Origin of the sequence: Pseudomonas carassii, from assembly GCF_036324045.1 — a bacterium.
In the GTDB taxonomy this organism is placed as follows: Bacteria; Pseudomonadota; Gammaproteobacteria; order Pseudomonadales; family Pseudomonadaceae; genus Aquipseudomonas; species Aquipseudomonas peradeniyensis.
This window is the reverse complement of the sequence record NZ_JAZDCT010000011.1, coordinates 36,341-51,094: the sequence shown is the minus strand read 5'-3', so window position 1 is coordinate 51,094 and position 14,754 is coordinate 36,341. Positions and strand designations below refer to the sequence as shown.

The window sequence follows — 14,754 nt, the reverse complement described above, 5'->3', positions numbered from 1 at the left end:
GTCATTTCCTCGGGTCGAAGGCGTCGCGGGCGGATTCGCCGATGAATACCAGCAGGCTCAGCATCACCGCCAGCACGGCGAAGGCGCTGATGCCCAGCCAGGGGGCTTGCAGGTTGGACTTGCCTTGGGCCACCAGCTCGCCCAGCGACGGCGAGCCTGCGGGCAGGCCGAAGCCTAAGAAGTCCAGGGCGGTGAGGGTGCCGATGGCGCCGGTGAGGATGAACGGCATGAAGGTCATGGTCGAGATCATGGCGTTGGGCAGGATATGCCGGAACATGATCGGGCCGTTGCGCATGCCCAGCGCGCGGGCGGCGCGCACGTATTCGAGGTTGCGACCGCGCAGGAACTCGGCGCGCACCACGTCCACCAGGCTCATCCACGAGAACAGCAGCATGATGCCCAGCAACCACCAGAAGTTGGGTTGCACGAAGCTGGCAAGGATGATCAGCAGGTACAGCACCGGCAGGCCGGACCAGATCTCCAGGAAGCGCTGGCCGGCCAGGTCGACCCAGCCGCCGTAGAAGCCCTGCAAGGCGCCGGCGATCACGCCGACGATGGAGCTGGCGATGGTCAGCGTGAGGGCGAACAGCACCGAGATGCGAAAGCCATAGATCACCCGGGCCAGCACGTCGCGGCCCTGGTCGTCGGTGCCCAGCAGGTTGTCGGTGGAGGGCGGCGCGGGGGCGGGCACCTTCAGGTCGTAGTTGATGCTCTGGTAGCTGTAGGGGATCGGCGCCCACAGCACGAAGGCGTCTTTCTTCTCAAGCAGCTCGCGGATGTACGGGCTCTTGTAGTTGGCCTCCAGCGGGAACTCGCCGCCGAAGGTGGTCTCCGGGTAGCGCTTGAAGGCGGGGAAGTACCACTCGCCGTCGTAGCGCACGGCGATCGGCTTGTCGTTGGCGATGAACTCGGCGCCCAGGCTCAGCACGAACAGCACCAGGAAGATCCACAGCGACCACCAGCCGCGGCGGTTGGCCTTGAAGCGCTCGAAGCGCCGGCGATTGAGGGGGGACAGGGCCATGTCAGTGCTCCCGGCTGGCGAAGTCGATGCGCGGATCGACCAGGGTGTAGGTGAGGTCGCCGATCAGCTTCACCACAAGACCGAGCAGGGTGAAGATGAACAAGGTGCCGAACACCACCGGGTAGTCGCGGTTGATCGCCGCTTCGAAACTCATCAGGCCCAGGCCGTCGAGGCTGAAGATCACCTCGATCAACAAGGAACCGGTGAAGAAGATGCCGATGAACGCCGAGGGGAAGCCGGCGATCACCAGCAGCATGGCGTTGCGGAACACGTGGCCGTACAGCACCCGCGAACGGCTCAGGCCCTTGGCCTTGGCGGTGACCACGTACTGCTTGTTGATCTCGTCGAGGAAGCTGTTCTTGGTCAGCAGGGTCATGGTGGCGAAGTTGCCGATCACCAGCGCGGTGATCGGCAGCACCAGGTGCCAGAAGTAGTCGAGGACCTTGCCGGTGGTGCTCAGCTCATCGAAGTTGTTGGAGGTCAGCCCGCGCAACGGGAACCAGTCGAAGTAGCTGCCGCCGGCGAACAGCACGATCAGCAGGATGGCGAACAGGAACGCGGGGATGGCGTAGCCGACGATGATCGCCGAGCTGGTCCATACGTCGAAATGGCTGCCGTGGCGCACGGCCTTGGCGATCCCGAGGGGGATCGACACCAGGTACATGATCAGCGTGCTCCACAGCCCGAGCGAAATGGACACGGGCATCTTCTCGGCGATCAGGTCGATGACCTTGGCATCGCGGAAGAAGCTGTTGCCAAAGTCCAGCTGGGCGTAGTTCTTGACCATGATCCACAGCCGCTCGGGCGCGGACTTGTCGAAACCGTACATGCGCTCGATCTCGGCAATCAGCGCCGGGTCCAGGCCTTGCGCGCCGCGGTAGTTGGAGCCGGCCACCGAGACTTCGGCGCCGCCGCCGGCGATGCGGCTGGTGGCGCCGTCGAAGCCTTCGAGCTTGGCGATCATCTGCTCGACCGGGCCACCAGGGGCGGCCTGGACGATGATGAAGTTGATGATGAGGATGCCGAACAGGGTCGGGATGATCAGCAGCAGGCGCCGCAGGATATAGGCCAGCATGTCAGTGGGCCTCTTCCACGGCGGGGGCTTCGCTCACGGCAGGCGTGACATCGGGCTTGATCCACCAGGTGTCGATGCCGATGTCGTACTTGGGTGACACGGCGGGGTGGCCGATGTGGTTCCAGTAGGCCACGCGGGAGGTCTTGATGTGCCAGTTGGGGATCACGTAGTAGCCCCACAGCAGCACCCGGTCCAGGGCGCGGCAGTGGTCGACCAGGCTCTGGCGCGAATCGGCGTTGATCAGCTGCTCCACCAGCTGGTCGATGGCAGGATCGCGCAGGCCGATGAAGTTGCGGCTGCCGGGGTTGTCGGCGGCTGCGCTGTTCCAGTATTCACGCTGCTCGTTGCCGGGCGAGTTCGATTGCGCGAAGCCGCCGACGATCATGTCGTAGTCCCGCGAGCGCAGGCGGGTGATGTACTGCGACACGTCCACGCGGCGGATCTCGAGGTTGATGCCCAGGTCCGCGAGGTTGCGCTTGAATGGCAGCAGCACGCGCTCGAACTGGGTCTGGGCCAGCAGGAACTCGATGCTCAGCGGCTTGCCGTCCTTGTCGACCATCTTGTCGTCGACGATCTTCCAGCCGGCGTCCTGCAGCAGCTTGTAGGCCTGGCGCTGCTGGTCGCGGATCATGCCGCTGCCGTCGGTGACGGGGTTGCGGAAGGCGCCGTTGAACACCTCGTCGGGCACCTTGCCGCGCAGCGGTTCGAGGATCTTCAGCTCGGCGGGTGAGGGCAGGCCGCTGGCGGCCATCTCGGAGTTCTCGAAGTAGCTGCCGGTGCGGGTGTAGGCGCCGTTGAACAGCTGCTTGTTGGTCCATTCGAAGTCCATCAGCAGGCTGATGGCGTGGCGCACGCGGATGTCCTGGAACATCGGCTTGCGCAGGTTGAAGATGAAGCCCTGCATGCCCACCGGGTTGCCGTTGGGGATCTCTTCCTTGATCAGGCGGCCGTCGCGCACGGCGGGCACGTCGTAGGCGGTGGCCCAGTTCTTCGCGCTGACTTCCAGTCCGTAGTCGAACTGGCCAGCCTTGAGCGCTTCGAGGGCGACGGTGTTGTCGCGGTAGGAGTCGAAGGTCATCACGTCGAAGTTGTAGAAGCCGCGGTTGATCGGCAGGTCCTTGGCCCAGTAGTCCTTGACCCGCTCGTAGCGGATCGAGCGGCCGGCCTTCACCTCGGCGACCTTGTACGGGCCGCTGCCCAGCGGGATCTCCAGGTTGCCGCGGTTGAAGTCGCGGTTTGCATACCAGTGCTTGGGCAGCACCGGCAGTTGGCCGAGGATCAGCGGCAGCTCGCGGTTGTTGCTGTGCTTGAACTTGAACAGCACCTTGAGCGGGTCTTCGGCGACCACTTCGGCGACGTCGGCGTAGTACTGGCGGTACAGCGGCGCGCCGTCCTTGATCAGGGCGTTGAAGGTGAACACCACGTCTTCGGCGCGCATCGGGTGGCCGTCGTGGAAGCGCGCCTCGGGGCGCAGGTAGAAGCGCACCCAGCTGTTGTCGGGGGCCTTTTCGATCTTGCCGGCCACCAGGCCGTACTCGGTGAAGGGCTCGTCCAGGCTCTGGCGCATCAGGGTGTCGTAGATGCTGCCGACGTTGTCGGCGGGCACGCCCTTGTTGATGAACGGGTTGAGGCTGTCGAAGCCGCCGAAGCTGGACTGGCGGAAGGTGCCGCCCTTGGGCGCGTCGGGGTTGACGAAGTCGAAGTGCTTGAAGGTGGCCGGGTATTTCGGCGCCTCGCCATACAGGGTCAGGGCGTGTTGCGGGGCGGCCACGGCCGGGAGCGTGAGGCAGGCCAGCAGCAGGCTGGCGGCCAGGCGGCGCAGGGTCGGCGTCATTTGGCTTTCTCCGAAGTCTTCTTGATCCACCAGCTGTTCAGCCCGAGGGTGTAGGGCGGCGTGGTGACGAAGGCGAACCGGTTGCGGTAGGCCAGGCGGTGATTGTCGAGGTACCAGTTGGGGATCATGTAGTACTGCCATGAGAGCACGCGGTCCAGGGCGCGCGCGGCGGCGATCTGGTCATCGCGGCTGCGGGCGGCGAGCAGGGTGTCGAGCAGGTGGTCGACCACCGGGTCCTTCACGCCAGCATAGTTCTTGCTGCCCTTGGTGGCGGCCTGGCTCGAATGGAAATACAGCCACTGTTCGAGGCCCGGGCTCAGGGTCTGGTTCAGGGTCATCAGGATCATGTCGAAATCGAACTGGTCGAGCCGTTGTTTGTACTGGGCGCGGTCGACGGTGCGCAAGCGCGCATCGATGCCGATGCTGGCCAAATTTTCGACATAAGGTTGCAGGATGCGTTCGAGGTTCGGGTTCACCAGCAGCAGTTCCATACGGAATGGCTGGCCCTTGCCGTCCACCAGGCGCTGGCCGTTGAGTTTCCAACCGGCCTGGGCGAACAGGTCGAGGGCCTGGCGCAGGGCCGCGCGGCTGATGCCGCTGCCGTCGGTGTGGCTGACCTGGTAGGGCTGGGTAAACAGCTTTTCGGGCAACTGGTCGCGGAACGGCTTGAGCAGCAGCCACTCCTTGCCGGTGGGCAGGCCGCTGGCGGTGAACTCGCTGTTGGGGTAGTAGCTGGTGGCGCGCCGGTAGGCGCCGTTGAACAGGGCGCGATTGGTCCATTCGAAGTCGAGCATCAGGCCCAGCGCCTGGCGCACCCGTGGGTCGCTGAACGCGGCACGGCGGCTGTTCATGAACAGGCCTTGGGTCTGCGTGGGGATCTGGTGCGGGATCTGCGCCTTGATCACCTCGCCCCGGCGCACGGCGGGGAAGGTGTAGCCGTTGGCCCAGTTCTTCGCCTGGTGCTCGATGTAGATGTCGAATTCGCCGGCCTTGAACGCTTCGAAGGCCACGGTGGCGTCACGGTAGAACTCGTATTCGACGCGCTTGAAGTTGTACTTGCCGCGGTTCACGGCCAGGTCCTTGCCCCAGTAGTCCTTCACCCGTTCGAACACCAGGCGCCGGCCCGGTTGCACCTCGGTGATGCGGTAGGGGCCGCTGCCCAGCGGCGGCTCGAAGGTGGTGGCCTTGAAGTCGCGCTTTTCCCAGTAGTGCTTGGGCAGCACCGGCATCTCGCCCAGGCGCAGGATCAGCAACGGGTTGCCGGCGCGCTTAAAGACGAAGCGGATGCGCAGCGGGCCGAGGATGTCGACCCGGGCCACTTCCTGCAGGTTGGTGCGGTAGATCGGGTGGCCGTCCTTGAGCAGGGTGCGGTAGCTGAAGGCGACGTCGGCGGCGGTGATCGGCACGCCGTCGTGGAAGTGCGCCTCGGGGCGCAGGTTGAACACCACCCAGCTGCGGTCTTCGCTGTACTCGACGGAACGGGCGATCAGGCCGTAGCTGGAGGTGGGTTCGTCGCCGGAGGGGTCGTACATGCCGGTGCCGACCATCAGCGGCTCGTTGAGCTCGTTGATGCCGTACTGCAGGAAGTTGGGCGTGGTGACCGGGCTCGAGCCCTTGAAGGTATAGGGGTTGAGCGTGTCGAAGGTGCCTAAGGCCATGGCCCGCAAGGTGCCGCCTTTCGGGGCTTGCGGGTTGACCCAGTCGAAGTGGGTGAAGCTGGCCGGGTACTTGAGCGTGCCGAACTGCGCGTATCCGTGGCTTTCGCTCACCATCGCGACGGCGGGGAAGCTCAAGGCCAGGCTGAGAGACAGCAGGAGGGGACGTATCAAGTCGGCATCCGATCCAGAAGGCGTTGGGCTTGGTTCGGGGTACAGTAACAGCTTGTCTGGAATGGAAAAAGGGTGCGGGTCGGTCAGATGGGTGTGGCTGATTGGGGCTGCTTTGCAGCCCTTTCCGGCCGGTCCGACGCCTCGGCAAGGCCGCTCCTACAGAGTCCGCGCAATCCCGAGGGCTAGCGCAATCCCTGTAGGAGCGGCCTTGTGTCGCGAAAGGGGCGCGAAGCGCCCCCAGGATTCACATCAACGCGACAGGTAAACGGTCAGCGTCTGCCCCGGCTTGAGCGCATGCCCGCTGCGCGGATTCCAGCGTTTGAGGTGCTTCATCTCGACGTTGAAGCGCTTGGCCACCAGGTAGTACGAGTCACCCTTGCGCACCTTGTACTGGGTGGACCGCTGCTTCGCATCGGCCACCCGGTTGGCCGCCGCGCTCGGCGCGTTGCCGCCACGCAGGGCCAGCACCTGGCCGACCTTGAGGCTGTTGCCGCGCAGGCTGTTCCAGCGCTGGATGTCCTTGACCGCGACACGGTTGGCCTTGGCGATGCTGCCCAGGTTGTCGCCACGCTTGACCCGGTAGCTGCGCGCCGCCGGCGCCTTGGCATCGGCCAGGGCGGCCTGGAACACGGCCTTGTTCGGCTGCAGGGCGACCAGTTCCTCGGGCTTGAGGTTGGACATGCGGTCGCTGAGCAGCTGCGCCTTGGCGGTGGGCACCAGCAGTTGCTGCGGGCCGTCCACGGTCATGCGCTTCTTGAAGGCAGGATTGAGCTGGATCAGTTCGTCTTCGTCGATGTCGGCGAAGGCCGCGACGCGGGACAGGTCGAGGCGGTCGTTGATGGCGACAGCTTCGAAATAGGGTTCGTTGGCGATCGGGTTCAGGTTGATCCCGTAGGCGGCCGGGGTGTTGACCACCTGCGACAGGGCCAGCAGCTTGGGCACGTAGTCGCGGGTTTCCTGCGGCAGCGGCAGGTTCCAGTAGTCGGTCGGCAGGCCCAGGCGCTCGTTGCGCTCGATGGCGCGGCTGACGGTGCCTTCGCCGGCATTGTAGGCCGCCAGTGCCAGCAGCCAGTCGCCGTTGAACATGTCGTGCAGGCGGTTCAGGTAGTCCAGCGCGGCGTTGGTCGAGGCGGTGACGTCGCGACGGCCGTCGTAGAAGTTGGTCTGGCGCAGCTTGAAGTGGCGCCCGGTGGACGGGATGAACTGCCACATGCCGGCGGCGTGCGCGCGGGAGTAGGCCATCGGGTTGTAGGCGCTCTCGATGGCCGGCAGCAGGGCCAGCTCCAGCGGCATGTCGCGTTCTTCAAGGCGCTCGACGATGTAGTGCAGGTAGAGGCTGCCGCGCTCGCCGGCGTTCTCGAGGAACGACGGGTTGCTGGCGAACCACAGGCGTTGCTGTTCGATGCGCGGATTGACGTCCATGCCGTCCTGCAGGGTGAAGCCCTGGCGCATGCGTTCCCAGACGTCCTGTGGCGGCGCTTCCTTGGGCTTGACCACCAGCGGCGCGGGCTTGTGCTTGATCCGCGCCTGGTAGTTGTGCGCGCGAACGCTGTCCGAATCGTCGAGCTGACGGGTGCTCTGGCAGCCGACCAGGGTGGCGGCCAGCGCCAGTGCACTGATCTGTGCCAGTCGCGTCAGGGCGACCGAATGAGCGGTTCTGCGGCTAGGGGAAGACATCGGCTGGAACGGTTATCCGGGCAAAAAAGTTGGGCGATTCTAGAAACCGGCCCCGGCCGGGTCAACCTTTGGGCTTATGTCACGATATATCTTGAGGTTATCAGAACACGTCCTTCCAAGACCTCAAGGCAGCAAAAACAGTGGCTTGGGTGGGGTTGGAATGTCCCTTCCATTCGTCTGCTTTTTGTTTAACGAATGTTTCAGCGGTACGCAAAAACGGGTTGGTCAGGCGCTCGAGGCCGATGGTGGAGGGCAAGCTGATGCGATTGTCGGCGCGCAGGCGGGTAACGTCTTCGAAGCGTTGCAGAACGTGCGGGTTTTCCGGTTCCACGGCGCGGGCGAAGCGCAGGTTGCTCAGGGTGTACTCGTGGGCGCAGTACACTTCGGTCTCTGCGGGCAGCGCGGCCAGGCGCTGCAGCGAGTGGTGCATCTGCTCGGGCGTGCCTTCGAACAGGCGGCCGCAACCAGCGGCGAACAGGGTGTCGCCACTGAACAGTAGCGGCGTGGGCGATTGCGCAGTGTAATAGGCGATGTGCCCCAAGGTGTGGCCGGGCATGGCCATGACTTCGAAGGTCAGGCCCAGCGCCTGGACCTGCGCGCCATCCTCCAGGGCGACATCGCGGGCCGGAATGCGTTCGCTGGCCGGGCCGTAGACGGTGGCGCCGCTGGCCTGCTTCAGGGCTTCGACGCCGCCGACGTGGTCATGGTGATGGTGGGTGACCAGGATTGCCTCCAGCACCCAGTCGGGATGCTGGCCGAGCCAGGCGAGCACCGGCCCGGCATCGCCGGGATCGACCACTGCGCAGCGGCGATTGGCAGTATCCTGTAACAACCAGATGTAGTTGTCGTTGAAAGCGGGTAGGGCATCGATCTGTATCATGTGCGGATCCGTATCGCCAAGCCTGGACATTGGGGGCATCTTAGCCGCGATGGCGCGGCCGGAGAACCTTCGAGGGAGAACGCAATGACCGACCAAGCCTTCGCCCAGGCCGACCCCGACTGGGTCGAACTCATCAGCCTGGCCCGCGACTGGTTCAATGGCCCCCTTGGGCAGTTGATGCTCAAGGAAGAGGAAAAGTTGCTCGAAGAGGAGCTGCGACGGTTCTTCGGTGGCTACCTGGTGCACTACGGCCCCTGCGCCGAACCCCCGCCCAATGCGCCACAGGTGCAGCGCAACGTGCGCCTCGGTGCGCCACTGCCGGGGGTGGAGATCGTCTGCGAGGAACAGGCCTGGCCGTTGTCGGAGCATGCCGCCGACGTGGTGGTGCTGCAGCATGGCCTGGACTTCAGCCTGTCGCCCCATGGCCTGCTGCGCGAGGCGGCCAGCGCGGTGCGCCCGGGCGGTCACCTGCTGATCGTCGGCATCAACCCGTGGAGCAGTTGGGGGCTGCGCCATTTCTTCAGCCAGGGCGCCTTGCGCAAGGCCCGCTGCATCTCGCCGTCGCGGGTCGGCGACTGGCTCAACCTGCTGGGCTTCGCGCTGGAGAAACGCCGCTTCGGGTGCTATCGTCCGCCGCTTGCCTCGCCGGCCTGGCAACAGCGTCTGGCCGGCTGGGAGCGGGTGGCCGGGGGCTGGCAGAGCGCCGGGGGCGGCGTCTACCTGCTGGTGGCGCGCAAGATGGTGGTCGGCCTGCGGCCGCTGCGTCTTGAGCGCCGCGAGCCGATGGGCAAGCTGCTGCCGCTGCCATTGGCCAAGGTCAACCGCAGCGCCACCCACCCCGATTCCGAAAAGCACTGAACACGAGTGGTACATGAGCGATAGCGTCGAGATCTACACCGATGGTGCCTGCAAGGGCAATCCCGGCCCGGGCGGCTGGGGCGTCCTGATGGTTTTCAAGGGCGTCGAGAAGGAACTGTGGGGCGGCGAGCGCGAGACCACCAACAACCGCATGGAGCTGATGGCCGCGATCGAGGGCCTGAGGGCGCTCAAGCGCGAGTGCGAGGTGGTGCTGACCACCGACTCCCAGTACGTGATGAAGGGCATCAATGAGTGGATGACCAACTGGAAGAAGCGTGGCTGGAAGACCGCCGCCAAGGAGCCGGTGAAGAACGCCGACCTGTGGATGGCCCTCGATGAACAGGTCAACCGGCACAAGGTGACCTGGAAGTGGGTGCGTGGGCATATCGGTCACCCGGGCAACGAGCGGGCCGACCAGTTGGCCAATCGTGGGGTCGACGAGGTTCGGGCTCAGCGTTAATTCATAGGGGCTGCTGCGCAGCCCTTTCGCGGCACAAGGCCGCTCCTACAGGATTCGCGCGGTCCCTGTAGGAGCGGCCTTGTGCCGCGATGGGCCGCAAAGCGGCCCCGATTCCGGTATACTCCCGCCTCGAATTCAAGCCCCGCAAGTTGGAGTCACCCGTGGAGCAGCAGCAAGACAAACGGTTCGTCATCCTCGACACCGAGACCACCGGCATGCCGGTGGCCGAAGGCCACCGCATCATCGAGATCGGTTGCGTCGAGGTCGTGGGCCGGCGCCTGACCGGGCGGCATTTCCACGTCTACCTGCAGCCTGACCGCGACAGTGACGAGGGCGCGATCAACGTCCACGGCATCACTGACGCCTTCCTGGTCGGGAAGCCTCGTTTCGGCGATGTGGCCGAGGAGTTCTTCGCGTTCATCCAGGGCGCCACCTTGGTCATCCACAACGCGGCGTTCGACGTCGGCTTCATCAACAACGAGTTCGCGCGGATCGGCCAGCAGGACCGTGCCGACATCTCGCAGCACTGCCCGATCCTCGACACCCTGATGATGGCGCGCTCGCGCCATCCGGGGCAGCGCAACAGCCTCGATGCGCTGTGCAAACGCTACGGTATCGACAACTCTGGCCGTGAACTGCACGGCGCATTGCTCGACTCGGAACTGCTGGCCGACGTCTACCTGGCGATGACCGGCGGCCAGACCAGCCTGTCGCTGGCGGGGGATGGCGCGCAGGGCGAGGATGGGCAGGGCAGTACCGGCAGTGAGATCCGTCGGATTACCGGTCGTGCGGCGGGTAAGGTGATCATGGCCAGCGATGAAGAGCTCGAGGCCCATGCCGAGCGCTTGGCGGCCATTGCCAAGTCGGCGGGTGGGCCGGCGATGTGGCAGGCGTTGACCGAACCAACCGCCAGCTGATCCACTGACAGTACCTACCCTATCGCGGGGCAAGTCGCAGCGGCGAACCGCCGCTCCCACGCCAGATTGTGTACGTTAACGTGGGAGCGGGCTTGCCCCGCGATGGCATCAACTACCCTGAGGGAAATTACCCGCAGAGGTAGCCGCCCGATGTACAAGGACCTCCAGTTCCCCATCCTCATCGTCCACCGGGCGATCAAGGCCGACAGCGTCGCCGGCGAGCGGGTACGCGGCATCGCCGACGAACTGGCCAGGGACGGCTTCGCCATTCTCGCCGCCGCCGACCAGGCCGAGGCGCGCCTGGTGGCCGCCACCCACCACGGCCTGGCCTGCATGCTGATCGCCGCCGAGGGCGTCGGCGACAACAGCCGCCTGCTGCAGAACATGGCCGAGTTGATCCGCCTGGCCCGGCTGCGCGCACCCAACCTGCCGATCTTCGCCCTGGGCGAGCAGGTCACCCTGGAGAACGCCCCGGCCGAGGCCATGGGCGAGCTCAACCAGCTGCGCGGCATCCTCTACCTGTTCGAAGACACCGTGCCCTTTCTCGCCCGCCAGGTGGCACGGGCCGCGCACAGCTACCTCGACGGCCTGCTGCCACCGTTCTTCAAGGCCCTGGTGCAACACACCGCGCAGTCGAACTATTCCTGGCACACGCCGGGCCACGGCGGTGGCGTGGCCTATCACAAGAGCCCGGTGGGGCAGGCCTTCCACCAGTTCTTCGGCGAAAACACCTTGCGCTCGGACCTGTCCGTGTCGGTCCCCGAGCTGGGCTCGCTGCTCGATCACACCGGCCCCCTGGCCGCCGCCGAGGCGCGGGCGGCGCGCAACTTCGGCGCCGACCATACCTTCTTCGTCATCAACGGCACCTCCACCGCCAACAAGATCGTCTGGCACGCCATGGTCGGGCGCGGTGATCTGGTGCTGGTGGACCGCAACTGCCACAAGTCGGTGGTGCACGCGATCATCATGACTGGCGCCATCCCCCTCTACCTGTGCCCGGAGCGCAACGAGCTGGGCATCATCGGGCCGATTCCGCTCAGCGAGTTCACCCCGGCGTCGATCCAGGCGAAGATCCAGGCCCATCCGCTGGCCCAGGGGCGGCCGGCGAAGATCAAGCTGGCGGTGGTCACCAACTCCACCTACGACGGGCTGTGCTACCACGCCGGGCTGATCAAGCAGACCCTCGGCGCCAGTGTCGAGGTGCTGCACTTCGACGAGGCCTGGTTCGCCTATGCCGCCTTCCATGAATTCTTCGCCGGCCGCTACGCCATGGGCACGCCGCGCGGCGATGAGGGCCCGCTGCTGTTCAGCACCCATTCCACCCACAAGCTGCTGGCCGCCTTCAGCCAGGCGTCGATGATCCATGTGCAGGACGGCGCCTCCCGCCAGCTGGACCGCGACCGTTTCAACGAAGCGTTCATGATGCATATCTCCACTTCGCCGCAGTACAGCATCCTCGCCTCGCTGGACGTGGCCTCGGCGATGATGGAAGGCCCGGCCGGGCGTTCGCTGCTGCAGGAGATGTTCGACGAGGCCCTGAGCTTTCGCCGGGCGCTGGCGAACCTGCGCGAGCACATCGCCGCCGACGACTGGTGGTTCAGCATCTGGCAGCCGCCACAGGCCCAGGGCGGTGAGCGCCTGGAGGCGGCGGACTGGCTGCTGCAGCCGGGTGCCGAATGGCATGGCTTTGCCGAGCTGAGCGACGACTATGTGCTGCTCGATCCGCTGAAGGTCACCCTGGTGATGCCCGGGGCCGGTGGTGGCACGAGCGAGCACGGCATTCCGGCCGCGGTGGTCAGCAAGTTTTTGTGGGAGCGGGGGCTGGTGGTGGAGAAGACCGGCCTGTACAGCTTCCTGGTGCTGTTCTCGATGGGCATCACCAAGGGCAAGTGGAGCACGCTGCTGACCGAACTGCTGGAGTTCAAGCGTCACTACGACGCCAATACCGCGCTGGCCGACTGCCTGCCCAGCGTGGTGTCGCCGCAGCCGTCACGCTATCAGGGGCTGGGGCTGCGCGACCTGTGCCAGCAACTGCATGCCTTCTATCGTGGCAATGCCACGTCCAGGCAGCTCAAGCTGCTGTTCACCCGTTTGCCCGAAGTGGCGATGACGCCGGCCGAGGCCTATGACCGGATGGTGCGCGGGGAGGTGGAGGCGGTGCCGATCGAGCAACTGCTGGGCCGGGTCGCGGCGGTGATGCTGGTGCCCTATCCGCCGGGAATCCCCTTGATCATGCCGGGCGAGCGCTTCACCGAGGCGACCCGCTCGATCCTGGTCTACCTGGAGTGCGCCCGGGCCTTCGACCAGGGCTTCCCGGGTTTCGTCGCCGATGTGCATGGCCTGCAGCGCGAGGGGACGTTGTACACCGTCGACTGCGTCAAGGAATGCGGATGATCTCGACGCCGGTCTGGGCCAGCTCGAAACGGTCGTCGCCCAGGTGGTTGACGCGGTCGCCGATGGCCAGCCGATAGCTGGTGACCGGCGCGCCGAGGGTGCTGCCGTCAGCCTGCAGGGTGGATTCCTGGAATTCGTGGACGGGGTAGATACGGCCTTCGGCGTCGCGGGCGTGGAACTGGCCGACCATTACTGCTGCCATTTAGGTGGAAACCTCTGAATCGTGTAGGAAATGTCTGTAGGCATAGACCAGTGAAACGCCCGGGAAGTTTTCAGCCGAATGGAAAAAAACCGGGAAGCCGAGGAACGGTCATCTATAACTAACAGGTCCCATTCCCAGAGCAGAGGTTGCAAAACGCCATGAGCCAGGTCTATTCGGTAGCGGTTGTCGTCGGCAGCTTGCGCAAGGAGTCCTACAACCGCAAGGTGGCCCGCGCGCTGTCTGAGCTGGCGCCGTCCAGCCTTGCCCTGCGGATCGTCGAGATCGGCGACCTGCCGTTGTACAACGAAGATGTCGAGGCCGAGGGTGCCCCCGAGGCGTGGAAGCATTTTCGCGACGAAATCCGCCGCAGCGACGCGGTGCTGTTCGTCACCCCGGAGTACAACCGTTCGGTGCCGGGCGGGTTGAAAAATGCCATCGACGTGGGGTCGCGGCCCTATGGGCAGAGCGTGTGGGGCGGTAAGCCGGCAGCGGTGGCCAGCGTGTCGCCGGGGGCGATCGGCGGGTTCGGTGCCAATCATGCGGTGCGCCAGTCGCTGGTGTTCCTCGACATGCCGTGCATGCAGATGCCCGAGGCGTATATCGGCGGGGCGGCGACGCTGTTCGATGACAGCGGCAAGCTCAATGACAAGACCCGGCCGTTCCTGCAGGGCTTTATCGACCGGTTCGCGTCGTGGGTGAAGCTGAACCGGGCGGTCTGATCCCCAAAAGGCATCGCGGGGCAAGCCGCTGCGACTTGCTCCGCGATGATTCTCGACATCATGCGCTCTGCGGCATCTCCCCCTTGACCAATCGCCGGTTGATATCGGCAATCACCTCGGGCAACTCGTTGATGGTGTCGATCAGGTAGTGCGGCCGCGATGCGGCGAACATCCCATGGATCCGCTTGCGCTCGCTCTCCAGCTTCTCCGTGCTCAACGCCCGGTAGCCTTCCCAGGTCAGCCCCAGGGCATTGCCCGAGCACACCAGCGCCACGGTCCACATCCCGGCGCGGCGGCCTTCGAGAATCCCCGGCACGGTGTCGTCGACCTTTACGCAGGCGGCGACGTCATCGATGCCCAGGGCAATCACGTTGGCCAGTGCCTGGGCTGGCCACGGGCGGCCATTCGGCGTCTCGTCGGTGGCCACCACATGGTCGGCCACGTAGCCGTTCTGCGCGGCCAGTTCGACCACCTTGTCCATCACCACCTTCGGGTAGCCCGAGCAGGAGCCGATCTTCAGGCCGTCCTGGCGCAGCCCGGTCAAGGTCTCCAGGGCGCCGGGGATCAGCGCCGAGTGCACGGCGATCTTCTCGATCTGCAGTGGCATGAAGCGCTCGTAGATGGCGGTGACGTCGTCGTCGGTCGGCGTGCGGCCGAACACCTTGCGGTAGCGCTCGGCGATCTCAGGCACGTCGCACAGGGTGCGGATATGGTCCCACTTGCCCATGCCCATCGGGCCACGGGCTTCTTCGATGGACACCTGCACGTCGAACTCGGCGAAGGCTTCGACGAAGATCTGGGTCGGGGCGAACGAGCCGAAATCGACCACGGTGCCGGCCCAGTCGAGGATGGCGGCTTGCAGCTGGGTGGGGTTGCTGTAGTTCATGT

The 14,754-nt window shown here is 65.4% G+C and carries 13 protein-coding genes; 5 read left to right on the top strand and 8 right to left on the bottom strand.

The genetic code is table 11. From position 1 onward, the window contains the following. Nucleotide 1 precedes the first annotated feature (1 nt). The 6 genes from V0R62_RS10475 to gloB form a co-directional block, all read right to left on the bottom strand. Complete coding sequence (locus tag V0R62_RS10475) at nt 2-1,021, bottom strand: ABC transporter permease (RefSeq protein WP_028690523.1); 1,020 nt, start codon at nt 1,019-1,021, stop codon at nt 2-4. Between the two features lies 1 nt (nt 1,022). After that, nucleotides 1,023-2,096, bottom strand: coding sequence for a microcin C ABC transporter permease YejB (locus V0R62_RS10470; protein ID WP_011534684.1), 1,074 nt, complete (start codon nt 2,094-2,096; stop codon nt 1,023-1,025). 1 nt (nt 2,097) lies between these two features. Further along, nucleotides 2,098-3,930 carry an extracellular solute-binding protein gene (locus V0R62_RS10465; RefSeq protein ID WP_330103670.1) on the bottom strand — a complete coding sequence of 611 codons (1,833 nt, stop codon included), beginning with the start codon at nt 3,928-3,930 and terminating at the stop codon, nt 2,098-2,100. Next, complete coding sequence (locus tag V0R62_RS10460; protein WP_330103669.1) at nt 3,927-5,759, bottom strand: extracellular solute-binding protein; 1,833 nt, start codon at nt 5,757-5,759, stop codon at nt 3,927-3,929. The genes V0R62_RS10465 and V0R62_RS10460 overlap by 4 nt, the downstream gene beginning before the upstream one ends. A 249-nt stretch (nt 5,760-6,008) precedes the next feature. Beyond that, complete coding sequence (locus V0R62_RS10455; protein ID WP_186733930.1) at nt 6,009-7,436, bottom strand: lytic transglycosylase domain-containing protein; 1,428 nt, start codon at nt 7,434-7,436, stop codon at nt 6,009-6,011. A 100-nt stretch (nt 7,437-7,536) separates the two neighbouring features. Next, nucleotides 7,537-8,316, bottom strand: a complete 780-nt coding sequence (gene gloB / locus V0R62_RS10450) for a hydroxyacylglutathione hydrolase (protein WP_330103668.1) — start codon at nt 8,314-8,316, stop codon at nt 7,537-7,539. Between the two features lie 84 nt (nt 8,317-8,400). Between gloB and V0R62_RS10445 the strand changes: the two genes are divergently transcribed. The 4 genes from V0R62_RS10445 (at nt 8,401) to V0R62_RS10430 (ending at nt 12,945) form a co-directional block, all read left to right on the top strand. Then, a complete protein-coding gene (locus V0R62_RS10445; RefSeq protein ID WP_028690528.1) occupies nt 8,401-9,174 on the top strand; it encodes a class I SAM-dependent methyltransferase in 774 nt (257 codons plus the stop codon). Nucleotides 9,175-9,187: 13 nt separating this feature from the next. Continuing rightward, nucleotides 9,188-9,634 (top strand): ribonuclease HI, encoded by a 447-nt coding sequence (gene rnhA, locus V0R62_RS10440; protein ID WP_330103667.1) that lies wholly within the window; start codon nt 9,188-9,190, stop codon nt 9,632-9,634. 161 nt (nt 9,635-9,795) lie between these two features. Then, entirely contained in the window at nt 9,796-10,551 is a 756-nt protein-coding gene (dnaQ, locus tag V0R62_RS10435; RefSeq protein WP_330103666.1) for a DNA polymerase III subunit epsilon, read from the top strand. 150 nt (nt 10,552-10,701) lie between these two features. After that, nucleotides 10,702-12,945: an Orn/Lys/Arg family decarboxylase gene (locus V0R62_RS10430; protein ID WP_330103665.1), complete on the top strand. Its 2,244-nt coding sequence runs from the start codon at nt 10,702-10,704 to the stop codon at nt 12,943-12,945. On the opposite strand, the gene V0R62_RS10425 is transcribed toward V0R62_RS10430, so the two are convergent. Then, nucleotides 12,929-13,147 (bottom strand): hypothetical protein, encoded by a 219-nt coding sequence (locus tag V0R62_RS10425; protein WP_028690532.1) that lies wholly within the window; start codon nt 13,145-13,147, stop codon nt 12,929-12,931. The two genes, V0R62_RS10430 and V0R62_RS10425, sit on opposite strands and share 17 nt — an antisense overlap. A 158-nt stretch (nt 13,148-13,305) precedes the next feature. On the opposite strand from V0R62_RS10425, the gene V0R62_RS10420 reads away from it, so the two are divergent. Beyond that, a complete protein-coding gene (locus V0R62_RS10420) occupies nt 13,306-13,866 on the top strand; it encodes an NADPH-dependent FMN reductase (protein WP_062363610.1) in 561 nt (186 codons plus the stop codon). A gap of 58 nt (nt 13,867-13,924) precedes the next feature. Here V0R62_RS10420 and phnX read toward each other — a convergent pair whose 3' ends face one another. Continuing rightward, the gene (phnX, locus tag V0R62_RS10415; protein WP_330103664.1) at nt 13,925-14,752 is read right to left on the bottom strand and encodes a phosphonoacetaldehyde hydrolase; all 828 of its coding nucleotides are present in this window, start codon (nt 14,750-14,752) and stop codon (nt 13,925-13,927) included. Between the last annotated feature and the right edge of the window lie 2 nt (nt 14,753-14,754).